The following is a 23,050-nucleotide window of genomic DNA, read 5'->3' on the forward strand; positions in this document are numbered from 1 at the left end:
ATCAGCCGTTCCCGGAGTCGAGCAGGGCGTCGATCTCCTCGTCCGACAGGCCCGCGAGCTCGTCGAGCAGGCCGGCCAGCTCCTCGTCGCCGGTGTCGGCGAGCTGCCGCTCCTCGATCACCTTGGCGACCTCGGCCACCGTGAACGAGGTGGTGTAGAGCGTGTCGAAGGGCAGCTCGACGCCGAACTCGGCACGCACCCGCGCCATGAACTGCACCAGCCGCAGCGAGTGCCCGCCCAGTTGGAAGAAGCCGTCGCCCACCGAGGCCGGCGCCACGTCGAGCAGCTCGGCCCACATCCGCATGACGGCCGCCTCGACGGGGCTCGCTCCGGCCACCTCCGTCACGGTGCGGGTGGCCCGCATGGCGTCCAGGATCGCGTCCGCGCCGGTCAGCCGGGTGGCGATCCGTTCGACGGACGCCCAGCCCGCGGGCACGGCCGCCGGTGTGGCCCCGGTGATTTCGGCGGGCCCCGCTGCCCTCTCCTCAACAGGGACCGGCGAGTGGACGACGGCCGCCGCGGCGCCCGCGTCGAGGACGTACCAGGCCGCGGCCTCGCCGTCCGGATCCACCGTCGCCGGCAGTGTGGCGAGGAAGTCCCTGGCCGGCTGGTTGCGCTCGGTCGGCCGGAAGGCCAGGGCCACCCAGGCCAGCCCGCGCTCCCGCGCCAGCGCCCCCAGGTGCGCGAGCATGCGGTGCTCCACCCCGCGCCCGAGCGCCCGGCAGCTCAGCAGGAACGCGCCTACGCGCAGCGTGTCCCCGTCCACCCGTACGCCGGTGAGGCCGACGATCCCGTAGTCCCCGAAGCGGTCCCGCACGTCCACGACGAACTTCTCGCCGCCGTCCGGGAGTCGCGTCCCCGAGAGGTTGAACTGGTTGGTCCGCTCCGCGAGCTGAGCGGCACGGCCCTCGTGCTCGGGGCCGGCCGGGGTGATGGTCACCCGCAGGTCGAGCGCGGCGAAGAAGTCCGCGAGGGACATCTCGTTCCTGGCCTGCTCACGCCGCCGTTCCTCCTGGTAGCGCCGGGTGCGCTCGCGGTCGGCCTCGGTGACCCCGGTCAGGTCGAGCGGCCAGCAGTGCCGCAGGAAGTCCGCCGCCCCGGCGGCGTCGGCCGGGAGCCGGAGGGTCAGCGCCTCGGGGCAGCCGGCCCGGACCTCGGCGCACTCGACGGGGCTGTCGTCGAGGAAGACGAAGGAGTCGAGCCCGAGGCCGAGCTCGGCGGCGAGCGAGCGCAGCGCCCGCGACTTGGCCTCCCACCCGATGCGCAGTGCGGCGACGTCGTCCAGGCCGACCGGCAGCTCCGGATGCCGGGCGAACACCTCGCGGACGTCCTTCTCCTCGTTCTTGCTGCACAGGCACAGCAGTCTGCCCGCGGCGACCTGGCGGGCCAGCTCCCGCCAGATCTCCAACCGCTGCGGGCCGATGACCACACCGCCGGGGCCGTCCTCGCCCACCACGCCGTCCCAGAGCGTGCCGTCGCAGTCCACGGCGACGACCTTGGGACGCGGGGTGGTCATGGCGTGCAGGCGGCGCACCACCGCGGCGGCCAGCGCGGCGAAGTAGCGCTCGGTGTAGGGGACGTTGCCGGTCCGGTCGGCGAAGGCGTCGTGGACGGCCTCCGGCCCCGGCTCGTACGGCTCGGCCGAGGTGAGCACGGAGACGGTCCGGTCGCCCTCGAACTCCCGGACCAGGCCGGCCGCGAGGCGCGCGTGGGCCTCGGGCGAGCCGTGCTCGGGCGAAGGAGGACAGACGACGAGCACGTGGGGCGTGCCGGACGCGCGGGCCGAGGTCCGCAGTGCGGCGGCGAGGTCGGTGGCCACGGCGTCCAGCTCGCCGGTCCCGCCCTGCGCGTCCCCGTTCAGCTTCCCGTGCAGGTCTTCCGCGCGGACGAGGACGGCCACGGCACCGGCCCGGCCGAGCACGCTGCCCGGGTCGAGGAGCGAGGGGAACACCTGGTCGTACGGAGCGAAGCCGACGCCTCCCTCGATGTCCAGCTCGGCGAGCCAGAACCGCAGGGCGTCCCCGAGCGGCTCGGCGGTGAAGGTCGCGGCGACCCCAAGCCCGATCTTGTCCACTGTGGTTTCCCTTTCGAGAGCGTGATCAGTCGGACATGGCCACGAGGATGCGGCGGGAGCCGGTGAAGGGCCGGCGGCCGTGCCCGACCAGCACGTTGTCGATGAGCAGCAGGTCGCCCTCCCGCCAGTCGACGTCCACCGCGTTGTCCAGGCCGCGGTCGCGGGCCTGGACGACGTAGTCGCCGGGGATCGCGGAACCGTCCGGGAACGTCACCGACTGCGGCAGTTCCTCCGGCGGCATGAGCTCGGCGAGCATGGCGGCGGTCTCGTCCCCCAGCGAGGCGGGATGCCACTGGTCGGCCTGGTTGAACCACACCTCCGCACCGGTCACGGGATGCCGGGTGGTGGCGGGCCTGATCTGCGAGATCCGCACGCCGCCGTCGGGCCGCCACTGCCAGTCCGCCTCGATGCGGTCGAGGAACTCGGTGACCTCGTCGCGGTCCTCGGTCTCGAACGTCTCCTGCCAGCTCTTGCCGAGCCCCCGGCCGGCGTGCAGGTTCTGGGTGTAGCGCACGCCCTTGGCGAAGGCCTCCCTGACCTCGTCGTCGAGCGACTCCAGCCAGCGCACGCCGTCCACGACGGGAGTCGCCCCGCCGCTCTCGGCGGCCTTCTCGCAGTAGAACAGCAGCCGGGAGGGCCAGGTGGCGGAGTACGACAGCTCGTTGTGCATGGAGATCGTGTACTCGGGCGGATACTCCGTCGAGGTGTAGACGTTGCCGCCCACCTTGGTGCGGGGCGAGTTGCCGTGGACGTACGCCAGCCGGTTGGGCAGCAGCATGTCCATCACGGGGTCGAGGGTCCCTGGCGTGACACCGAACCCGCGGAAGACGAGCGCCTTCTCGCGGACCAGCAGGTCGCCCAGGTTGATTTCGCGCAGCCGTTCCATCAGCCCTTCGGGGGTGGCGGCGGAGCCGTCCGGGGTTATTTCCAGGGGCTTCCAGAACTCGTCCATGCGTCCTCCTTCTGCGCGGGATCCGGCCGCGGCCGAGCACGGGGAAAAGTCGAATCAAGGAGGCAGGCGGGCCCTCGAATAGGCGGCGCCCCTGCGAAGAAAAGATTCCGGCGGCCAACATAGAACCAGAATCGGGCCATGCGCAAGAAACATGTTTCATCCGGTACACCGACTCTAGAAGTCAAATTATCCGACATGTACCTGTGTCCGCCGACAGCCCCGGCGAGAGCCCATGTTCCGCCGCTCGCAATTAGTGACGGAAGGTCGATTTCCCCTTACTCTTCGTTCCGGACCGCAGGTAGAAGTGAGGCTTGCGTTACCCAACGTGTATCCCGTATCGTGAAACAATCACTCTCGTGGGAGCGCTCCCACATATCTCGGCCCGGAACGCGGCGGGATACGCGGCGAGGTCCTGCGGAATCGACGATAAAGCGTTTTCTCGTTCAACCACTTTTCTGCGTGGTCAGTTGGTCCTGCGCATTACTGCGCAGAGAGGAGAACGCTCGGTGACGATATCGCCGACGACTGATAACGAGCATCTAATAGCGTCGCTTTCCCCCCGCAGGCAGGAGGCGCTGCGCCGGCTGCTCGCCGCCAGGGCCGCCAGGGCCGCCAGGGCCGCCGCCGCGGACGCGATCGCCCCGCGCGGCGAGGGACCCGCCCCCTGCTCCCACGAGCAGACCCAGATGTGGCTCGGGGCCCGCTTCGCCGAGGGCGCACCGGCGCCGAACGCCACGATCGGCCTGCGGCTCACCGGCCCGCTCGACACCCGGGCCCTCACCGTCGCCCTGGACAGCCTGGTCGAACGCCACGAGATCCTACGTACGGTCTATGAGGGCGACGGGCACGAGCCCCGCCAGATCGTCCTCGACCCGGGGCCGGCGCCGCTCGACGTCGTCGATCTGCGGGAACTGCCGGAGGCCGAGCGGGAGCGCCGGGCCCGGGAGATCACCTCCAGGGCCGCCGTCGAGCGCTTCGACCTGGAGACCGGGCCGGTCCACCGTACGACGCTGGTCCGGCTCGCCGACGAGGACCACGTGCTGATGTTCGTCTGCCACCACATCGCGTGCGACGGGTGGTCGGTCGGCATCATCGTGGACGAGCTGACCGGCGTCTACGCGACCGCTCACGAGGGCCGTCCCGCCGAGGTGGCCCCGCCCCCGCTGCAGTACGCCGACTACGCGGCCTGGTCCCGGCGCGAGCTGAGCGGCGAGCAGCGCGAGCGGCGGCTCGCGTACTGGCGCGACCGGCTGGACGGCGCCGGCGCGGTGGAGCTCCCCATCGCGCGGGACGGCCAGGCCGTCGCCGAGGGCAACCGGAGCGACTGTCACCTGTTCACGCTGCCGGACGAGGTCCTGGCGGCGCTGCGGGAGGCCGGCGGCCCCGGGACCACCCCGTTCGTGGCGCTGCTCACGGTCTTCTCGATGCTGCTGGCGCGCTACACGGGACAGGACGACCTGACGATCGCCACGGTGAACGGCGGCCGGCGCCGGGTGGAGCTGGAGCCCCTCGTGGGCTGCTTCGTCAACGCCCTGCCGCTGCGCGCCGACCTGTCGGGGGACCCCTCGTTCCGGGAGGCGGCGGCCGGGGTGCGGCGCAGGCTGGGCGAGGCTCTCGCCAACCACCTGCCGTTCTCCGAGCTGACCGGGGCGCTCAGCGACCGGGACGCGCGCAACTTCTCGCTGTCGACCGTCGGCTTCTCGCTGCGTGTCTTCCGTGACCAGCGCGGGCGCTGGCCGGGGCTGACGGCGTCGGTCTGGGAGCACGAGGTCGACGACTTCACCTACGACCTCGCGCTGCTGGTGCACCTGAACGGCACGGGCGACCCCGAGCTCTACCTGACCTACCAGAAGGACCGCTTCGACGCGGACTCCGTCGCCCGGCTGGCCGGGCACTACCGGGCGCTGGCCGAGCGGATCGCCGCCGCCCCCGACACCCCGCTGGCCGGCCTGGAGCTGCTCACCGACGCCGAACGCGAGCGGGTGCTCGGCGTGTGGAACGACTCGGCCCGGCCGTACCCGGACGTGGCGCTGCCCGAGCTGCTGGAGCGGCACGCGGATTCGGACGCGGTGGCGGTGGCCTTCGAGGGCCGCACGACCACGTACGCCGAGCTGCACGCCCGCGCCAACCAGGTCGCCCACCTGCTGCGCGAGCGTGGCGTCGGCCCGGAGGACACGGTGGGCGTGCTGCTCGACCGGAGCCCGGACCTCATCGCCTGCCTGCTGGGCGTGTGGAAGGCGGGCGCGGCCTACCTGCCGATGGACCCGAAGTTTCCCGCGCAGCGCGTCCGCGACATGCTGTCGATCGCCGCGACCCCGCTGGTCCTGACCTCGGCGGGTTACGCGCACCTGTTCGAGGGCGTCGAGGTCGTGGACGTGGAGAGCGGGGTCTTCGACGGCCTGCCCACGGAGCCGGTGGGCGTGCCTTACGACATCGACCGGATGGCGTATGTGATCTTCACGTCGGGCTCCACCGGGAAGCCGAAGGGCGTGCAGGTCACCCACCGCGGGCTGGTGAACCACGTGTGGTGGGCCGTGGAGGACCTGGCCTCCCAGGGCGACGGCGGCGCCCCGCTGTTCGGCTCGGTGGCGTTCGACCTCGTGGTGCCCAACCTGTGGGCGCCGCTCGTCGTGGGTCAGCGCGTCACCGTGCTGCCGCAGGACTTCGACATGGGCGAGCTGGGCGCGCTGCTGGCGGCCGGCGGGCCGTACAGCTTCATCAAGTGCACGCCCGGCCACCTGGAGGTGCTCGGTCACCAGATCGACGCCGGGCAGGCCGCCGCGCTCGCCGGGAAGATCGTCGTGGCGGGCGAGGCGCTGCCCGGCTCGATGGCCAACCGGTGGCTGGAGATGCTCGGTCCCGGCCGGTTGGTGAACGAGTACGGCCCCACCGAGGCGTCGGTCGGCACCTGCGTCTACCCGGTGCGGGACGCCCAGCTGGTGGAGGTCGTCCCGATCGGCCGTCCGCTGCCCAACATGCGGATGTACGTGCTGGACGCCGGCCGGAGGCTGCAGCCGGTCGGCGTGCCGGGCGAGCTGTACGTCGGCGGCGTGGGAGTCACCCGCGGCTACATGAACCGGCCGGACCTGACCGAGGAGCGGTTCCTGCCGGATCCCTTCACCCCGGATGGCCGGATGTACCGCACCGGCGACCGGGTGGCCTGGACGCGCGACGGCGACGTCGCCTTCCTCGGCCGGTTCGACGACCAGGTGAAGATCCGCGGCTACCGCATCGAGCTGGACGAGGTCAGGGCTGCCGTCCTCGACCACCCCGGCGTGCGGGACGCGGTCGTCACCGTGCACGCGTTCACGCCCGAGGACAAGCGGCTGGTCGCCTACTACGTGCCCGCCGCGTCCGAACCGGACGATCTGGCGGACCACTGCGCGGCGCGGCTGCCGGAATACATGGTCCCGTCGGTGTTCGTGCCGCTGGAGACCATCCCGCTCAACGCCAACGGCAAGGTGGACCGCAAGGCGCTGCCCGATCCTGTCGTGCGGGTGGGCGAGGACCTGGCCGAGCCGGAGACCGAGACCGAGATCGCCGTGGCCGGGGTCTGGTGTGAGGTCCTCGGCGTCGAGGCGATCTCGATCGACAGCGACTTCAACGCGCTCGGCGGTCACTCCCTGCTGCTCATCCGCATGGTCGCCAAGCTGCGCCAGGTGCTGCCCGCCGACGGCTACCAGGTGACCGTGCTCGACGCGATCGCCAACCGCACCGTCCGCGAGCTGGCCGCGCTGATCGACGCCGCCAACGGGACGCCGGAGGGCGCCGCCGAGGACGGCCCGCGCGGCCTGCTGGTCGAGCTCACGCGGCCGGTCAAGGCGCCCACGCTGTCGCTGGTCTGCATCCCGTACGGCGGGGCCAGCGCGATGGTCTACCAGCCGCTGGCCGACGCGCTGCCGGACGGCCACTCGCTGTTCGCGGTCGCCCTGCCCGGCCACGAGCTGGGCGTCGAGGAGAGCACGATCCCGTTCCACGAGGCCGCCCAGCGCGTGTGCGACGAGGTCGTCGAGCGGGTGCGCGGCCCGGTCGCGTTGTACGGCCACTGCGTCGGCAGCGCGCTCACCGCCGAGATCGCGCGGCGGCTGGAGGCGGCCGGGCGCCGGGTCGAGGCCGTCTACACCGGTGGCAGCTTCCCGTTCGCCACCCCGAGCAAGGGTTTCAACGGCCTGCTCGGCCGGATCTTCCGCAGCAAGGCGCTGGACAACGCCAACGCGCACGCCAACTGGCTGCGCGCGATGGGCGCCGACCTACAGGACCTCGCCCCCGAGCAGGTCGACCACATCATCGGCACCATGCGGGTGGACGCCCGGGCCGGCGAGGACTACTTCAGCGAGCTCGTGGAGCGGCAGAGCCCGCAGTTGCGCGCCCCGGTGATCTCGATCGTCGGCGACCGCGACGCGCTGACCGACTTCTACCAGGAGCGCTACCGCGACTGGCACTGCGTCTCGGAGACCACCGCGCTGGTCGTGATGGCCGAGGCCGGTCACTACTTCCTGCGGTACCGCACGGAGGAGCTGGCCGCGATCGTCACCACCGCGCACACCTCCGTGGACCGCCCCGAGGAATGGCACGTCCCGGCGCCCGGCGACACGGCCACCTGGTGGCGGGAGCGCGTGTCCACCGACCGGAAGGCCGACACGGACGGGCCGCAGCCCGGCCTCGGCCGGTTCTTCACGGTGGCGACCGGTCAGATCGTCTCCATGATCGGCGCCGTGATGACCGAGTTCGCCGTGCCGATCTGGGCGTACCTGAAGAGCGGCTCGCTGGTGCAGTTCGGCCTGTTCGCCATCATCGGGCTGGTGCCGGGGCTCGTGCTCGCGCCGCTGATCGGCGCGCTCGTCGACAGGTACGACCGAAAACGGGCGATGCTGGCGGCCGACGGCATGTCGCTGGCCGTGCAGGCGGCGCTGCTCGCGCTGATGGCGGGCGACGTGCTGAGCATGCCCCTGCTGTACGGCCTGCTGGTGGTGCTGTCGATCTCGGTGACCCTGCAACGGGTGGCCTGGCAGTCGGCCGGGCCACAGCTCGCGCCCAAGGCCTACCTGCACCACGTCGGCGGCGTCGTCCAGCTCGGCAACGCCGTGGCCCAGCTCATGGTGCCGCTGTTCTCCGTCGCCGTGCTGGCGCTGATCGGCATCGAGGGCATCCTGACCGCCAATGTGGTCTGCTACGCGATCGCGTTCGTCGTGACCCTGCTCGTCCGCTTCCCGGCCACGATGGCCTGGCGGCGCAGGGAGACGGTCTCCGCCGAGATCCGCAACGGCTTCCGCTACCTGCTGCGGCGGCGGGGCCTTCGGGCCATGGCCTTCACGATGTTCATCGTGAACTTCTTCCTGTTCACCGGCTTCATCATGATCTCGCCGCTGGTGCTGTCGGTCGGCGAGCTGGCCGACACCGGGCGGGTGGCGCTGCTCGCGGGCATCGGCGCGGTCTGCGGCGGTCTGATCATCACGCTGTGGGGCGGCCCGCGCGACCGGCGGATGTTCGGCATGCTGGCGGCCGCCGGGGTGCTCGGGGTCTTCTGCGCGATCGCCGGTCTGCGCCCGTCGCTGATCCTCATCACGGTCGGCGCCTTCGGCATGTCGCTGATGATGACGATCAGCGACGGCATCTGGCTGACGATCATCCACTCGAAGGTGCCCCAGCGCTATCACGCCCGGGTGATCGCGATCAACCGGATGCTCGCGCTGTCGACCCAGCCGGTCGGCCTGGCCGTACAGGCCTGGCTGGTGGGGCTGGTCTTCGAGCCGCTGATGCGGGCGGACGGCCCGCTGGCCGGCACGGTCGGCCGGGTGATCGGGGTCGGCGAGGGCCGCGGCATCGGCCTGCTGTACATCGTCTGCGGCGTCGCCATCGCGCTCACGATCACGCTCGCCCTGCGGCACCCGGCCCTGGCGAGGTTCGACCAGGAGACCCCGGACGCCGAGCCGGACGACCTGGTCGGCCTTGAGACGCTGCGCAACCGGCACGCCGGGGTCTGAATGGCCTGCGGGCCGCCGGGTACGGCGGCCCGTATGGACGAGAAGAAGATGAACCCGAAGCAGCTCGCCGAGGAGCTGGCGACGAACGCGCAGGACGATCCCCGGTTCAAGAACCGGACGCCCGGCATCCGGGCCACCCGGCAGGGATCGGTGGAGCAGGCCGACCAGGACGCCGCCGGCATCGTCGGCGGCAAGGGGATCTCGGGCGGCGGCGCCTCCGGAGGAGGGACCTTCGGGCAGCCGCCGACCGGACGGCTCGACGACGACCAGCTCGCCGACACGGTCGCTGGCACCGGCCTGCCGCCCGACGACGAGGAGGACGAGGGCGACCAGTAGGTTTCAGCTCGGACAGGTTTCAGCTCAGGCGGAAGGTCGGGCGGCCGCCGGGACCGGTCTCGGCGTCGAGCGTCTTGCCGCCGACGGCCTGCGCGACCTCCGGTTCGAGGAAAACGCGCACGTCCGCTCTCTCGATCACCTCGTCGCCCGAGAAGGGCGCGCTCACCAGCGAGAGCTCCAGTGAGGCGGGCTCGCCCGGCTTGGCCGCGATGCGCAGGCCCGCCTCCTCGGGGAGGTACTCCCCCACCATCAGATCGCGGATCGCCTGAACGGCGTGGTCGGTGACTGTCAGCACGACGCGCCTCCTGTGTGTCTGCTCACGCGTCCTCGGGCTTGCGCCGCCGGTTCATCGCGGTCCATCCGGCGTCCCAGGCGGCGTACCTGCGGTGATCGAGACGGCGCCGGGCCAGGGCGAGGCACGCCAGCAGGGCCGTCAGCGACAGCGCCGCCGCGGCCGTTCCGGACGCGACGCCGTCGGCGACCGTGTCGATCCGGCTCCGCGGGCCCTCGCCCGGCCTGCCGTCGCGGTCCAGCCAGATCCGCACGGGCGTGCCGGCCTTGGCCGACGAGGGGACCGGCGCCTGCCCGGTCACCGTACGCCCGTCGGCGGCCGGTTCGCATCGCGTCACCCTCCTCCTCGTGCGCCTTCTCGTGCGCCGCCGGGACTCTCACTCGCCCGGCTCCCGGAACAGCGGCGCGTCCGGCGGAGGGCCGGAGGACTCCTGCATCAGCGCGCTCAACGTGGTGTCGTCGGCGATGGCGTGCTCGGCCTCGGCCGTGTCCTCCAGCGCGCTGATCTGTTCCGGTCGCCGTGCCGCCCGCCCCGCCTCGTCCCGGTCTCGTACGGCCCCCTCGATGGCCTCCAGCATCTCCTGCCGGCTGTAGGAGGCCTCGGGGATCTCATGCAGAAGGGCGAGGGTCTCGGCCGGCACGCGGATGTCCGCGGCGGCGGCGGAGTAGAGGTCGCGGCGCGTCACGCGGGGACGGTCGTGGAAGACCTCGTCCACGACCTGGCGCAGCCGCTCCGTTTCCGCAGGATCAGGCATGCCCTTCTCCTTCCGGTCTGTCCTTACCCCCCGCGGTGCCGATCCCACGCCCTCACGGCCCTTCCCCTTGCAGATCGGCGGCGAGGTCGACGAACTCCTGGATGAGCCGGCCGCGGCGGCCGGCGTCCCACGCGATGCAGACCTCGTTGGGCGGGAGGTCCCGGACGGGCACGTGCGCCACATCGGAACGGGTGTAGAACGTCGCGGCGGACAGCGGAAGGATCACGACGCCACGCTCCGCCGCCACGTGCTCCAGCTTCTCCTCGACCGTTCGCACAGCGGGTTCCGTCCGGGGAGCGTCACCGGGCCACTCCGGCACCGTGGCGGGGTTCTGCAGCAGGCACTCGCCCGCCAGGTCGGCGACGTCGACGGCGTCCTTGGCGGCCAGCGGATGGCCGGCCGGCAGGACCACGACGCGCGGCTCGGCGAACAGCGGCCGCAGCCGCAGCCCGCGCCGGTCCACCGGCAGCCGGACGTAGCCGACGTCGGCCCGCCCGTCCCGGATGACGTCGATCTGGTCGTCCCAGCTCGTGCGGAGCACCTCGACGGTGAGTTCGGGATGCCGGGCGGACAGGGCGCGCACGGCCGGGGTGACGATCAGGCCGGGCATGAAGGCCACGGTGAAGGTCCGGGGGCCGCGGGCGGCCCGGCCGACCCGCCGCCGCAACGCCTCGGCGGCGGCGAGCAGCGGCCGGGCGTCCTCCAGGAGTTGCTCGCCGGCGGGCGTCAGCTCGGTGCCCCGCCTGGTGCGGACGAACAGCTGGGCCCTGAGCTCGCCCTCCAACGCCCTGATCTGCCGGGACAGCACGGGCTGCGCGATGTGCAGCGCCTCGGCCGCCCGCCCGAAGTGCAGCCGCTCCGCGACCGCCATGAAGTAACGCAGCTTGCGCAGGTCCACGTCCACCGGCGCCTCCTCGCAGGACTGATGCCCTGAGGGTATTACAGGCGCCCGGACAGGTCTTGGACGCCCGCCCATGTGCGATCGCAAAGTGGAGACACCTCCGATTCTGTTGAAAGGTCACCACCATGAAGCTTCACGGGCAGCGCGTCGTCGTCCTCGGCGGCACCTCGGGCATCGGACTGGCCACGGCACGCGCCGCGGCCGAGGAGGGGGCCGAGGTCCTCGTGGCCTCCAGCACTTCGGCGGGCGTCGACCGCGCCCTGGCGGCACTGCCGGCCGGCGCCCAGGGCCGGGTCGCCGACCTCTCCCGGACCGAACGCGTCCGCTCCCTGTTCGAGGACCTCGGCGAGATCCACCACCTCGTCTACACGGCGGGCGAACCGCTGGAGCTGACCCCTCTCGCGACGCTCGACCCCGAGCAGGCGAAGTCGTTCTTCACCGTGCGCTTCTTCGGCGCGCTCGCGGCCGTGCGGGCGGCGGCCCCGCACCTGCGCCCGGGCGGCTCGGTGACGTTGACCACCGGGATCGCCAAGGACCGGCCGGGCCCCGGCTGGGCGGTCGCGGCCGCGGTCTGCGGCGCGATGGAGTCCCTCACCAGGGCGCTCGCCGTCGAACTCGCCCCGATCCGGGTCAACGCGATCTCACCCGGCGTGGTGCGCTCCCCGCTGTGGGGCCGGATGGACGAGGCCGACCGCGAGCGGATGTACCAGGAGACCGCCGCCGCCGTCCCCGCCGGCCGCGTCGGCGAGACCGACGAGGTCGCCCAGGCCTACCTGTTCGCCATGACCCAGCCGTTCGCCACCGGCACCGTCATCACGGTCGACGGAGGCGCCATCTTGGTCTGAGTACCTTGCCTTGATCCTCGGTGTCCGCGCGGACCGTTCACGTACCGGCCGGAGCCGATCAGTATGGCGGGAGGAACCGGAGTCCGATCACGGGAGGCCCCCGCATGTCCGACGCGCTGCTCCGCGACCCCTACCCGGTCTACGCGAAGGCCCGTGAGACCCCCGGGCTGACCTTTCTCCCCGAGATGAACGCCTGGCTGGTCGCCAGGGACGCCGACGTGCGGGAGGTGCTGCGCAGTCCGGAGGTCTTCTCCTCGGCCAACGCGCTGCGCGGAGACTTCGTCGCCGAGCCGTCCGTGCTCGCCGAACTCGGCAAGGGCGTCGGCGGCGCGCCCGTGGTGGTCACCTCCGACGGGGCGGCGCACCAGCGCTACCAGGTCCCGCTCGTCCGGGGGCTGTCACCCGCCCGGGTCGCCTCGGTCGTACCGTTCATCCGGGAACGCGCCGAGTCGCTCGTCGACGCCTTCGCCTCTCCGGTCGAGCTGGTAGGCGCGTACGCCAGGAGGCTGCCCGGGGAGGTCATCGGGCACCTGCTGGGTCTCGACCCCGAGCACGTGCCGATGGCGGTGGAGGTCGGCTACCGCTCTGCACCGCGGTGCTGCACCTTCGGGCACGGCGTGCACTCCTGTCCGGGGGCTCAGCTCGCCCGCGAACAGGTGCTGATCACCCTGGAGATCCTGACCCGGCGGCTGCCCGGGCTGCGGCTCGCGGCGGACCGGCCGGTCGTCATGGCCCCCACGCTCATCCACAGGGGGCCGGAGGAGCTGTGGCTCACCTGGTGAGACTCCTCAGGCGAGCCAGTCGAGCCACTCGCCGTGCGGTCCCGCCATCGCGAGCGGTTCCCCGTCGAGCGCGGGCAGGAACGCCAGCCGCCCGTCCGGCAGCTCGGCCGTCAGCTTCGCGAGCAGTGCGGGCAGCCGGGGCGAGCCCTCGTTGGAGATCCACCGCACGGGGAGGCCGCGTACGAGCGTGACGAAGCGGTCCCGCGCCTCGGCGTCCAGGTAGGGCATGACCGCGCTGTGGAAGACCACGGTCGTCGCCCCCGCGGGCGCGGCGGCGACAAGACCGGGCAGGGCCGCCAGGGCGTCCCCGCGCACCAGGCGCGGCGGGTCGCGCCTCGCCATCCGCACCGCTCCGCGCAGCCGCGTGAGCCGGTTCTCCTGCTCCGGCCACACCAGGCACTCCAGCCAGCGCACCGCCTCGTCGTCGCGTACGTCGACGGGGTCGAGATCCAGCCCGGCCCGCCACACGACCTCGGGCAGGCGCTCCGGCACCGGCACCTTGCCGTTCGTCCGGCAGGTGAGCAGGACCGGGCTTTCGGCCGGCCCGATCTCGGGCCCGTCGTCGTAGCGGTAGCGGTAGCGGTCCGGACAGAGGCACAGGCCCGCCGACGCCCCCACCTCGATCAGGGCCAGCGGCTGCGGCAGCGCCGCCAGCACCGGCAGCAGGCTCGCGCACCGGCCCGCCTCGTTGGTCTGCGTCCGCCGGGCGAGCATCGTCTCCCGCACCTCGGCCCAGTGGCTCACGGTCCACTGCCGGAAACGGCCGAACTCGTCGTACGGCCCGCCGAGGAAACGCACCGCCGCCAGCAGCAGGTTCGGCTGCCGCTTCGGCTCAGGCAGGCCGTCGACCAGTTCGAGCAGCCCGGGGTCGGCGGCGATCCCGAGGGCCAGCGACTCGTACGCCGGGCTGTGCCCCCTGACCTCCCGCTCCGCGAAGTACCGATACCACTCCGCCGTCTCCATGCCCGCCTCCCCGAGAAACGCCGCAGCCCCCATCGAATCAGTCCGAGCCCGGTCCGCGCCGGGGTATCGGTCCCGGTGGCGTTTCCGGGCTACTGCCGCGAGCCATATCGCCGGCAACCGCCCTGCCGCTAACCCTCGTCCGGCCGGACGACCTCGATCTCCTGCCTGCTTTCTTTCTCGATGACAGTCCGTCCCCTCAAAGGAGCACGAAGATGCAGCTGCACATCGAAGCGGCGTCCATTGTCCGGCAGTTTTATCGTCCCCCAGGACAGCAGGGGCGCACACGGATTGCTCATCTGAACGCCGATCGTCACCTGGGAGAGCGACTCCTGCACTTCCGTGTCCGTCACTTCCCAGCAGAAGCGGCCGTCGCCGTCCTTGGGCCCGTAGACGGTGAACGTCGCTGTCAGCGTCCGCTCATCGGGTGACGGCGTCACCCAGGCGATCGTATGCCAGTGCGCTTTGCGAACATTCGCCGTCATGGCAAGCGCCGCGAACAACAGCAAGGCAGCACACGCGGCTATGACACCGGGCTTATTGAGGCTGTTCGAGGACATGTCAGGCCGGTCGGTCCCAGGCCCACAGGCGCTCGCCGTCCTCGATGTGGTCGGTGGGCAGCAAACCGATCCGGCCTGCCACCGTCATGGACGCGTGGTTGTCGGGATGGATGTGGGCCTCGATGCGGGCGACGCCGCGTGCACGCAGCCATCCGGCCAGGGCCGCCGCGGCCTCGGAGGCGTACCCACGGCCCTGCCAGGGGGTCCCCACGACCCACGCGACCTCGGCCCTCCGCCCCTCGTCCGTCACGGTCGCCTGGACATAGCCGAGCGCCCGCCCGTCCGTGTCGCGGCGGATGATCCAGTTGAGCCACTCCTGCCGTCCGTCCGGGGACCGGCCGGTCTCCAGCCTGGCGTACCGGGCGCGTAGTTCGGGCACGGTCGGCGCGGCCCCGCCGATGAAGGCGTACAGCTCCTCTCCCGTCAGCACCTCCGCCATCTCGTCCGCGTCCTGCACGGTCAGTGGCCGCAACGTGAGCCGGTCCGCCGCGATGGTGTCGTGCATGCGCCGAAGTCTCCCCCGTCCGCGGGCCGTACGCCCAGCGGTTTTCCATGCGCGGATAACCGATCGCTTCCCGGCGGGCACTGTGGACATCATGGCGGGCATGAAGCACCGCAAGGCTTCCGAGCGCTCCCGCGAGGAGGCACTGGCCGAGCTGCACGGCTCGCTGGACCGCCGCTACCGGCCCGAGGACGTCGCCGAGCTGGTCCTCCGGGCGCTGGCAGGACGGCTGTCGGGCCGCGAGCGCAACGTACTCGCCCGTGCCGCGCGGCACTCCTCGCGCGGCGCCGCGTGGTTCACCTCGATGCCGAGCGACTACGCCCGTCCCGTGGGCGGAGCGCGCCAGGTGGCGGTGGCGGCCCGGCTGTTCGACGGACCGGCGGAGGTCGACCCCGACGACCCCGGGTCCCTGCTGGAGTACGCGAGCGCGGTCGGGCACTCGATCGGATGGACACCCGGCCGAAGTGACTTCCTGGCCGACCGGCTCAACCGCGAGGCCCGGGAGGCCGCCGGGATGGACCTGTCGAAGCGCCAGTACAACCGCAGGTTCCGGATGCTGCGCCGCATCGCCGCGAAGGCGGGCACGCTTGAGACCGAGCAGGACAAGCGACGGCTGCTGCTGATCGGCGTCACCGGCTTCGGCGCGGACATTTCGCTGGAGAGGTTCGTCGCGGACCCGGACGCCGCCTGCTTCGTGGCGTACTACACCGCACGCCGCAAGCTGCGCCGCGAGTTCAGCCTCTCGGGGCGGGACAATCCCTTCGACGAGATCGCTGAGGTCCTTCTCAACCGATGTGGTGACGACGCGGACTGGTGGCTGATCGCGCAGGTCCGGCCCACACCCGATGTGCTGGACCGTCTCGACGACGGGGAGCGCGGACGGCTGCTCGGTCAGTGGTCGGCGGTCATGCGGCACGCCGCCCGGCTGCTGGGCGACCGGTGGCGGCCGGCCACGGACCGGGCGACGATGGTCGTCCGGCCCGGCGACGACTCCAGCACGTGGAACTCCCTGGCGGGGGCCTACAACGCGGCCCGCGCCGGGTGGCTCGCGTGCCTCGCCTCCCTGAACGCGCTTGAGCTGCTGGACGCGTCCTGTCCGGGAAAGGCGATGCGGCTGATGGCCGCGGACCTGACGGCCTGGCACCGCTCGACCGGCGGCGACGTCGATCCCGCCACCCGGGTCTGGGCCGCTCTGCCGCCGCCTTGGGCGGTGCTGGACGGCACGGCGTCCTGCACCCGAGCGGACGTCGAGGCGGCCTGCCGTACGGCGGGGCTGGACCCGGAGAAGTCGGGCTGGACCGCGCCCGCGCCCAAGCGCCGTGTCGCGGTGTTCCGGCCGACGCCCGAGCTGGTGCACGGGGTCGCCGTCGCCGATCCGGTGTGGGCGGCACTGCTGCGCCGGGCAGGGGTGTTCAGCGGCCGTCCCGTCAGGCCCGACACGGCTCCGGACGCCCTGCACGGACTTCAGAGCGGCGTCGTGATCGGCGACCTGCCCTCCGCCCTGGAGACGGATTAATCCGTGGCGTGGCCGGGGGCGGTCGAGCAGACTGGACCCCGGTCCCGCCGTAGTTCAGGGGTAGAACGCCCGGCTCTTCATCCGGGTGGGCGCCGGTTCGAGCCCGGCCGGCGGTGCCCATGATGGAGCGTCCTCGTCGTAGCTCAGCGGTAGAGCGCCCGGCTCTGGGACCGGGTGGGCGCCGGTTCGAGCCCGGCCGGCGAGGACCTCCACAGCCTGGACCATGGTGAGGTGATGAATTCCCTCGAGACGCTCGTCGCCAGGGCCGCGCCGGGCCATCGGTACGTGCTGTGGGACCTGTGGAAGGGCCTGTTCCTGGCGGCGGCCGATCGCGAGCACGCCGAACGCGCTCTCGACGCCCTCGCGGCGGCCCCACCCTGGCTGTGGCTCGAGCTCGATCTCGCGCGGCGTGCGATGTGGTACTCGGCGCCCACGGTCGCTCCAGTGCCTGAGCCGCGCGGCCTGTGGCGCCTCCGCCGCAGGCCCCCCGCACCGGACACCCCGCTCGCGGTGCTGGCCGCGGCCTGCGCTCACGACGGTCACGAGCGGGAGCGCGCCGTCCGGCATCCCGCCATGCGTCACGACTCGCGGCTGCTGCCGATCCTGGCGATCCGGACCGCCGACTGGGTGCCCGAGGTGCGGTCGGCGGCTGCGGGCGCCCTGGAACAGGTGCTCGTGGAGCCCACCGCGACCGTCTTGGCGGCCGTCGCGCCGGTCGCCGTACGGCTCCGGAAACGGCGACGCGGCGAAGCGGCCGTCCGCATGGTGCGTGACGCGATCACGCGGGCGGGCGACGAGATCCTCACGACCCTGCGCGGCAGCCCCGACATCCCCACGCGCCGGTTCGCCTACCGGGCCTGCCTCGACGCCGGTCGTCTGAGCGAGGCGGGCCTGGTCCACGCGGCGCGACACGAGGAGGACATCGTCTGCCGAACGCTGTGCGCGGAGGCGGTCGCCGGGCTGGACCGCCCCGACCTGCTGCGGGGACTGCTGGCGAACCGGGCGGCCCGGGTGCGTGCCACCGCGCTGGCCGCCCTGGTGCGGCTCGGCGCGCCGGAACACGGGGAGCGGATGCTCGGCGACAACTCCCCGGTGGTGCGACTGACCGCGCAGTGGGCGGTCCGGCGCGCGGGCGGCGACCCCGCGGAGTTCTACCGCCGCCTGCTCGGCGAGCGACCGGGTCACGGGCTGCGGCGCCTGGTCGCCGGGCTGGGTGAGTGCGGCACTTCCGCCGACGCCCCGATCGTCCTGCCGTACCTGGCCGACGAGAGCCCCCGCGTCCGGGCGGAGGCCGTACGCGCCACGGTCCGTCTGGGGGCGCGGATCGACCTCGCCGCGATGCTCGTCGATCCCGCGCCGGTCGTCGTCCGTCACGTCGCCGAGGCGCTGCGCGACACGCCTCCGCCGGCCGACCGGTTGTGGCCGTTGCTCGGCGACGGCCGTCCCCCGCACGTACGACGGGCGGCCCGCCGGCTGCTCGCCGGGACGGGCACGTGGAACAGGCTCAAGACCGACCTGATCCTCCTGTCCGGATCGGACGAGCCACTCCGCGAACGGGCCCGGGTGGGCGTGGACGACTGGCTCGCCCGCTGGGCGGCCACCGCGTACGCGGAACCATCCGAGCCGCTCCGCCGCGAGCTTGCGGCGCTGGTCGAGCGGGCGTACGACGCGCTGGGTGAGCAGACCGCGCACCTGTTGCGCTGGCATCTGCGGTTATAGGCGATTTTCCCGGTACGAGAGTCACAAGATCGATAAAGTGCGCGGGTGATCGCACCGCGGTGGGCACGCGTCGTACGGCCGGTGCTCGTGGCCGTGCTCCTCCTGGCGGGGGCGGCCGGCGAGCCGGATCTCCTGGAGGAGACGGTGATGTGCTCCTCCATGTCCATGGGCGGCACCGTGTCGCTGTCCTGCGACGACCCCGCGTTCGAAGCCGACATGAAGGCCGGCGCGCTCACCGCGGAGGAGGCGAAGGCCGTCGGCTGCCCGCCGATCCAGTGGGAGGACGAGGAGAGCGCGGCCGGGCCCGGCCAGGCGCAGGAGCCGGTCTTCGTGGACGACGAGCCCACGTACACCCCGCGTCCGCTCGACCCCGCCGTGACGGCGCGGGTGAACCAGGCGTGGGATCGCATCGAACGCTGGCTCGGTGCGCACGCCTCGGCCACGCTGCGCGCGCTCGAGTTCGGCGCCGGCCCCCAGCGCCTCGCCGGGTGGGAGGCCGATCACGGCCGCCGCCTGCCCGACGACCTGTATGCCTCCTATCTGCGGCACGACGGCGCCGGCGGCAACCTGGGGGCCGGGTTCCAGCTCCCCTCGTCGTACGGCCTGCTCGGTCTGTCCGACATCGACTACATCAACTGGGGCAACTGCGAGGACCTGGTGATGGAGGGCGACCTGGACGCGGCCGACCCCGAGGACGGGACGTGGCACGGCAGCCTCCTCGCCATCGGCAGCGACGCCCGCGGCCGGGAGTTGTTCGTCGAGCCGCGTACCGGCCGGGTGGGTGAGGCCAGGTCGCAGGAGAAGCTGAGGTACGACGGCCCGATGGGCTGGCCGTCGCATCTGGCGATGCTGGAGGCGCTGGCGGGCGCCCTGGAGCGGGGTGAGGCGCTGCGGGACTGGTATCCGGTCGTCACCGGGAGCTGCGAGCTGCGCTGGGCCGGGGAGCCCGCCCCTGCGCGGCCGGGTTGCGCCGGCGGCCCCCGGCCGTCCCCCAGCCCCACGCCCACCGTGGAACCGACCCCGGAGAAGCCGACGGCCGAGGAGCTGCGGGCCGGGGGGTGCCTGCCGCCCCGCCGTACGCCCCGGGTGCGTATGCCGGGGCCGCGCGTCACCGCCGAGGTGAACGCGGTGTGGCGGCGCGTCGAGCGGTGGCTGGCCCGGAAGGCGCCCGTCACGTTCAAACGGCTGCGGCCGCCGGCCCGGCCTCTGGACATCGCCAGGTCGGAGGCGGCGATGGGGCTGCGTTTCCCCGACGACCTGCGGGCGTCGCTGCTGCGGCACGACGGCGCGGGCTCGTTGGGGTTCGGCCCCGCCCCGTTCTACGAGCTGATGTCCGCCAGGCACATCCGCAGCGAGTGGAAGATGCTCTGCGACATCGGCGGAGGCTCCGACGATTACTGGTGGCACGGCCGCCTGATCCCCTTCGCGTACGCCATCGACGGCGGGAACCTGTTCGTCGACACCCGTACGGGGAAGACCGGCGAGTTCTTCAACGAGGAGGGCCTCACCGTGGAGGGCGACGTCGTGTGGCCGTCCTACCTGGCGCTGCTGAAGGCGACCACGAGGTCGCTGGAGACCGGCAGGCCGATCCGCGGCTGGCGGCCGAAGGTCGCCAAGGGCGAGCTGGACTGGGAGAGCACCACGTCCGGGTGACGGCCCGCCTGACGCCGGGATGACGATTGGCCCTGCCCACCGCGCGCCGCACGGGTATGTTCGAGATCTGCGCCGGCATCCTGCCCTGCTTCCTCCGGGAGATCGATGACAGGTTCGCGGAACGTCCCTTTTCCGGCCGATGAGCTGCTGCGAGCGGTGCGACTGGAGATCGCCGCCGAGCTGCGCAGCGAGGGCGACGGTGAAAAGGTGTCGTTGACATCCGGACAGAAAATTGCCGATACGGGCGAAACGCGGGAGTACCTCTTCCACTGCAAGCGGTGGAAGGACGCGTTCTCGGGAGCGAAGCTCCTCGTCCGGCTGTCACGCTCACGTGGCGTGTGGTCGAGGGCCGAGGCGACGCGGATGCCCGACGGCACGATAAAAGTTTGCACCGATGCGGACCTGGGCGGCCGGCCGGGCAACGCGCAGGTGCGCCTCGACGACTCGGCCGGCTGGGAGAGCCTCGCCGATCGCCTGGCATCCGTAGGGGCGGGCGACGACGCGGTGAACCTCACAACGGCGGGATGGATGGTCGGCATGGGCCGGCCCCGTCTCGACCGCTGCGCCACCCCGGAGCGCTTCATCCGCGGCTACCGGGAGCGTGCGCTCAACGCCGCACAGCGCCGCGCCATCGAGCAGGCGCTCGGCAGCGAGATCACCTTCATCTGGGGTCCGCCTGGCACCGGTAAGACCGACGTGGTGGCCTCCATCGCCGAGGGCTGCTGCCGGCAGGGCCTTCGGGTGCTCTTCGTCGCGCCCACGAAGGTGGCGGTGGACCAGGCGCTCGAGCGCGTCTGCGACCTGCTGTCGGGGGAGGAGAGCTTCGGCGCCGGGCTCGTGCAGCGGGCGGGAGACATCGAACTCGCCTCTCTCGCCGCCAAATTCGGTGAGCACATCGATCCCAGGAGGATCGCACCCCGGCTGGCCGCCGCGCTGACCGCCCAGATCGCCGACGTACGCGAGCGGCTGGAGGCGGCGGTGCGCGACCTCGCACTCTACGGAGAGGCGGAGGAGGCGGAGCGTCACCTGCGGGACCTGCGCGCCCGGCTCGGCCAGGCGGCGGACGAGGTGACGTCCCTGGGAAACGAGATCCGCGAACGGCAGGCCGCCCTCGCCGGGATCGACCAGGAGACACGGGAGATCGGCACGCCGTCCGGACTGTTCGCGCGCAGGAAGCAGGCGAGGTTGGATCAGCTCGGCCAGGCCCGCTGGGAGCACGGCGACGCGCTGATCGTCCTCGACCGGCGCCTGCACGACGCCCTCACGACTCAGCGGCTCCACGCGGATGAGGTGAGCTCGGCGCAGTCCCGCGTGGAGAGTCTGCGTGAGCGGCTTCGCCGGGTTCCCGCGCGCGCCCCCCTTCAGCAGGCCGCGGACGCGCTGCGCGAGCGGCTGACGGCCCTCGAACAGGAACTGGGCAAGACCGCCGACCTCGTCCGGGCGAACTGCCGGGTGATGGGGGCCACCGTGGCCAGGGCGGTCCAGTCGCGCAGGCTCCTCGACGCGATCGACGTCGTGATCCTCGACGAGGCCGGCATGGTGAACACCCCGTCGGCCTGGTGGGCCGCCGGCCTCGCCGGCCGCAGGGTCGTCGTCGCGGGCGACTTCCGGCAGCTGCCCGCGGTGACGAAGGCTTCCGGCGACCGTCAGGCCTCGCCCGCGGACCGGGCGCATGCCGAGCTCTGGATGGACCGCGATCCCTTCTCCACCGCCGGTCTGCTGGACGCGGCGGGCACGGTCCGGCGGACCGACCCGCGCCTGGTGTGCCTCGACACCCAATACCGGATGCGTCCGGTGATCTGCGAGTTGGTCAACGCGGTGGCCTATCCCGACGCGCCGCTGCGGACCGGCCGGAACGACCTCGGCCGGCTCCCCGCGTCCCCGCTGATCGACGCTCCGCTGGTCCTCGTCGACACGGCTCCACGCCGCCTGCCGCACGGCGGCGGCCGGACGGGCGGGCACAAGACCAACCCCGTGCACGAGGCCGTCATCCACGAGCTCGTCCGTGGCCTGCAGTACGACGAGGTCCTCCCGGCCAGGAAGTGGACGGGAGTGCCGGCCGGCACACGGCCGAGCGATCGGATGGCCGTCATCGCCCCGTACAGGGACCAGGTGAAGGCGCTCCGCGACAGTCTGACCTACCGATTCGGTCAGGAATACGAGGGTCTGGTCGACACGGTTCACCGTTTCCAGGGCAGCCAGCGCCCGCTCGTGGTCATCGACACCGTCGCGGGGGCCGGGGACAGGGTCGGCTACTTCTACGAGCACACCGGGCTGGCCTCGTCGACCTGTCGCCTGCTCAACGTGGCGCTCAGCCGCGCCCAGGACCATCTCGTCGTCGTCGCCGACACCCGATTCCTCCACGAACGGCTCCCGCCCGGCAGCGAGGCGGCCCGCATGCTCGCGCACCTGGAACGGCACGCGCGTGCGCTGTCCGTGGACGATCTCGTCCCGTTCCGCTGCGCGGCCGACCTCGCCGGGCTCCCCGACGAGGAACTCGCGCGTCCGGCCTTCTTTCCCGCGGACGAGGTTCCCCGCGCGATCGAATGGGACGTGGCCCGCGCACAGACCGGCATCGACGTCTACTGCGCCTTCCTCGACCCGGCTCCGGTGCGCAGATGGCTCCGTCATCTCGGCCCGCGGGCGCGGGCGGGCGTGCGGATCACCGTGCACACCCGCGACCAGTCCGACGACCCGCGCCGGGACGCCCTCGTCCGCGAGCTGGAGGCGGCGGGGTGCCGGGTCGCCGTCCGCGAGCGCATGCACGAGAAGGTGCTCATCATCGACGACACGGTGTTGTGGCACGGGTCGCTCAACCTGCTGGCGAACGTCGGTCCCACCGACCTGATGATGCGGATCACCGATCCGGCCTCCTGCCGCCGCGTCCGGCACATCGTCGACCGCGCGCGGATGGAGCGCCCGGCGCGGGGCAGGCCGGACTGGGCGAGGCCCCGCACGTCGCCGGACGACGGCGCCGGACCGGCCGGTGCGGCCGGCGGCAAGCTCTACATCAAGGTCCCGCGGGAGGAGAAGGACGAGTTCAAGCAGGCCGTACGGAACGCGGGCGGCACACCGGGCTGGGATCGGGAGCGGAAACTGTGGCATGTCGACGCCGACCTGCCGCGCGAGGCGATCGAGCGATGGCTGCCCGGCACGTGACGAGCGGCCCCCTGTCGCGTCATCTCAGAGCAAGGGCACGTTTGGCCCTTCCCTGACCGGC

Annotated in this window: 17 protein-coding genes and 2 tRNA genes; 10 read left to right on the forward strand and 9 right to left on the reverse strand. The window is 72.5% G+C overall.

Annotated elements, in window-relative coordinates; genetic code table 11:
- Position 1: 1 nt before the first annotated feature.
- Together ACQPZZ_RS32195 and ACQPZZ_RS32200 are read right to left on the reverse strand one after the other, a co-directional pair.
- The gene (locus tag ACQPZZ_RS32195; RefSeq protein WP_432925286.1) at positions 2-2,074 is read right to left on the reverse strand and encodes an HAD-IIIC family phosphatase; all 2,073 of its coding nucleotides are present in this window, start codon (positions 2,072-2,074) and stop codon (positions 2-4) included.
- 25 nt (positions 2,075-2,099) lie between these two features.
- Entirely contained in the window at positions 2,100-3,026 is a 927-nt protein-coding gene (locus ACQPZZ_RS32200; protein ID WP_432925288.1) for a TauD/TfdA family dioxygenase, read from the reverse strand.
- Positions 3,027-3,532: 506 nt separating this feature from the next.
- Here ACQPZZ_RS32200 and ACQPZZ_RS32205 point away from each other — a divergent pair.
- Together ACQPZZ_RS32205 and ACQPZZ_RS32210 are read left to right on the forward strand one after the other, a co-directional pair.
- Complete coding sequence (locus ACQPZZ_RS32205; RefSeq protein ID WP_432925290.1) at positions 3,533-9,010, forward strand: non-ribosomal peptide synthetase/MFS transporter; 5,478 nt, start codon at positions 3,533-3,535, stop codon at positions 9,008-9,010.
- 33 nt (positions 9,011-9,043) lie between these two features.
- Positions 9,044-9,346 carry a hypothetical protein gene (locus tag ACQPZZ_RS32210; RefSeq protein WP_363646649.1) on the forward strand — a complete coding sequence of 101 codons (303 nt, stop codon included), beginning with the start codon at positions 9,044-9,046 and terminating at the stop codon, positions 9,344-9,346.
- A gap of 19 nt (positions 9,347-9,365) precedes the next feature.
- Here the strand turns inward: ACQPZZ_RS32210 and ACQPZZ_RS32215 are convergent, their stop codons facing one another.
- From ACQPZZ_RS32215 to ACQPZZ_RS32230, 4 genes are read right to left on the reverse strand one after another with little or no spacing between them, the layout of a single operon-like run.
- On the reverse strand, positions 9,366-9,641 hold the full coding sequence (locus ACQPZZ_RS32215) for a HesB/IscA family protein (protein ID WP_432925292.1): 276 nt from the start codon (positions 9,639-9,641) through the stop codon (positions 9,366-9,368).
- 22 nt (positions 9,642-9,663) lie between these two features.
- Positions 9,664-9,975 carry a hypothetical protein gene (locus ACQPZZ_RS32220; RefSeq protein WP_432925294.1) on the reverse strand — a complete coding sequence of 104 codons (312 nt, stop codon included), beginning with the start codon at positions 9,973-9,975 and terminating at the stop codon, positions 9,664-9,666.
- A gap of 39 nt (positions 9,976-10,014) precedes the next feature.
- Complete coding sequence (locus ACQPZZ_RS32225; RefSeq protein ID WP_432925296.1) at positions 10,015-10,392, reverse strand: hypothetical protein; 378 nt, start codon at positions 10,390-10,392, stop codon at positions 10,015-10,017.
- 52 nt (positions 10,393-10,444) lie between these two features.
- The gene (locus ACQPZZ_RS32230; RefSeq protein WP_432925298.1) at positions 10,445-11,296 is read right to left on the reverse strand and encodes a LysR family transcriptional regulator; all 852 of its coding nucleotides are present in this window, start codon (positions 11,294-11,296) and stop codon (positions 10,445-10,447) included.
- A 122-nt stretch (positions 11,297-11,418) separates the two neighbouring features.
- On the opposite strand from ACQPZZ_RS32230, the gene ACQPZZ_RS32235 reads away from it, so the two are divergent.
- Together ACQPZZ_RS32235 and ACQPZZ_RS32240 are read left to right on the forward strand one after the other, a co-directional pair.
- Positions 11,419-12,138 (forward strand): SDR family oxidoreductase, encoded by a 720-nt coding sequence (locus ACQPZZ_RS32235; protein ID WP_432925300.1) that lies wholly within the window; start codon positions 11,419-11,421, stop codon positions 12,136-12,138.
- 104 nt (positions 12,139-12,242) lie between these two features.
- Complete coding sequence (locus ACQPZZ_RS32240) at positions 12,243-12,920, forward strand: hypothetical protein (RefSeq protein ID WP_432925302.1); 678 nt, start codon at positions 12,243-12,245, stop codon at positions 12,918-12,920.
- Between the two features lie 6 nt (positions 12,921-12,926).
- On the opposite strand, the gene ACQPZZ_RS32245 is transcribed toward ACQPZZ_RS32240, so the two are convergent.
- From ACQPZZ_RS32245 to ACQPZZ_RS32255, 3 genes are all read right to left on the reverse strand, one after another.
- Entirely contained in the window at positions 12,927-13,883 is a 957-nt protein-coding gene (locus tag ACQPZZ_RS32245; RefSeq protein WP_432925304.1) for a DUF2332 domain-containing protein, read from the reverse strand.
- Between the two features lie 128 nt (positions 13,884-14,011).
- Positions 14,012-14,440 (reverse strand): hypothetical protein, encoded by a 429-nt coding sequence (locus ACQPZZ_RS32250; RefSeq protein ID WP_432925306.1) that lies wholly within the window; start codon positions 14,438-14,440, stop codon positions 14,012-14,014.
- A gap of 1 nt (position 14,441) precedes the next feature.
- Complete coding sequence (locus ACQPZZ_RS32255) at positions 14,442-14,945, reverse strand: GNAT family N-acetyltransferase (RefSeq protein WP_432925308.1); 504 nt, start codon at positions 14,943-14,945, stop codon at positions 14,442-14,444.
- Between the two features lie 100 nt (positions 14,946-15,045).
- Here ACQPZZ_RS32255 and ACQPZZ_RS32260 point away from each other — a divergent pair, with 100 nt between their 5' ends.
- The 6 genes from ACQPZZ_RS32260 (at position 15,046) to ACQPZZ_RS32285 (ending at position 22,989) form a co-directional block, all read left to right on the forward strand.
- Complete coding sequence (locus ACQPZZ_RS32260; protein ID WP_432925310.1) at positions 15,046-16,458, forward strand: hypothetical protein; 1,413 nt, start codon at positions 15,046-15,048, stop codon at positions 16,456-16,458.
- Between the two features lie 43 nt (positions 16,459-16,501).
- Positions 16,502-16,574: transfer RNA gene (locus ACQPZZ_RS32265), tRNA-Lys, on the forward strand.
- A 16-nt stretch (positions 16,575-16,590) separates the two neighbouring features.
- Positions 16,591-16,663 (forward strand) — tRNA-Gln (locus ACQPZZ_RS32270).
- Positions 16,664-16,692: 29 nt separating this feature from the next.
- Entirely contained in the window at positions 16,693-18,177 is a 1,485-nt protein-coding gene (locus ACQPZZ_RS32275; protein WP_432925312.1) for a hypothetical protein, read from the forward strand.
- 45 nt (positions 18,178-18,222) lie between these two features.
- A complete protein-coding gene (locus ACQPZZ_RS32280; protein WP_432925314.1) occupies positions 18,223-19,830 on the forward strand; it encodes an SMI1/KNR4 family protein in 1,608 nt (535 codons plus the stop codon).
- A gap of 105 nt (positions 19,831-19,935) precedes the next feature.
- Positions 19,936-22,989, forward strand: coding sequence for an AAA domain-containing protein (locus ACQPZZ_RS32285; RefSeq protein WP_432925316.1), 3,054 nt, complete (start codon positions 19,936-19,938; stop codon positions 22,987-22,989).
- The last annotated feature ends 61 nt before the right edge of the window (positions 22,990-23,050 follow it).

This window comes from Microbispora sp. CA-135349, from assembly GCF_050947365.1.
Classification (GTDB): Bacteria; Actinomycetota; Actinomycetes; order Streptosporangiales; family Streptosporangiaceae; genus Microbispora.

Bases quoted from the DNA above. Each gene is read 5' to 3' on its own strand.
- ACQPZZ_RS32200 (WP_432925288.1), bottom strand. From the start codon at position 3,026: ATGGACGAGTTCTGGAAGCCCCTGGAAATAACCCCGGACGGCTCCGCC.
- ACQPZZ_RS32210 (WP_363646649.1), top strand. From the start codon at position 9,044: ATGGACGAGAAGAAGATGAACCCGAAGCAGCTCGCCGAGGAGCTGGCG.
- ACQPZZ_RS32225 (WP_432925296.1), bottom strand. From the start codon at position 10,392: ATGCCTGATCCTGCGGAAACGGAGCGGCTGCGCCAGGTCGTGGACGAG.
- ACQPZZ_RS32235 (WP_432925300.1), top strand. From the start codon at position 11,419: ATGAAGCTTCACGGGCAGCGCGTCGTCGTCCTCGGCGGCACCTCGGGC.
- ACQPZZ_RS32240 (WP_432925302.1), top strand. From the start codon at position 12,243: ATGTCCGACGCGCTGCTCCGCGACCCCTACCCGGTCTACGCGAAGGCC.
- ACQPZZ_RS32245 (WP_432925304.1), bottom strand. From the start codon at position 13,883: ATGGAGACGGCGGAGTGGTATCGGTACTTCGCGGAGCGGGAGGTCAGG.
- ACQPZZ_RS32250 (WP_432925306.1), bottom strand. From the start codon at position 14,440: ATGTCCTCGAACAGCCTCAATAAGCCCGGTGTCATAGCCGCGTGTGCT.
- ACQPZZ_RS32255 (WP_432925308.1), bottom strand. From the start codon at position 14,945: ATGCACGACACCATCGCGGCGGACCGGCTCACGTTGCGGCCACTGACC.
- ACQPZZ_RS32260 (WP_432925310.1), top strand. From the start codon at position 15,046: ATGAAGCACCGCAAGGCTTCCGAGCGCTCCCGCGAGGAGGCACTGGCC.
- ACQPZZ_RS32275 (WP_432925312.1), top strand. From the start codon at position 16,693: ATGAATTCCCTCGAGACGCTCGTCGCCAGGGCCGCGCCGGGCCATCGG.
- ACQPZZ_RS32285 (WP_432925316.1), top strand. From the start codon at position 19,936: ATGACAGGTTCGCGGAACGTCCCTTTTCCGGCCGATGAGCTGCTGCGA.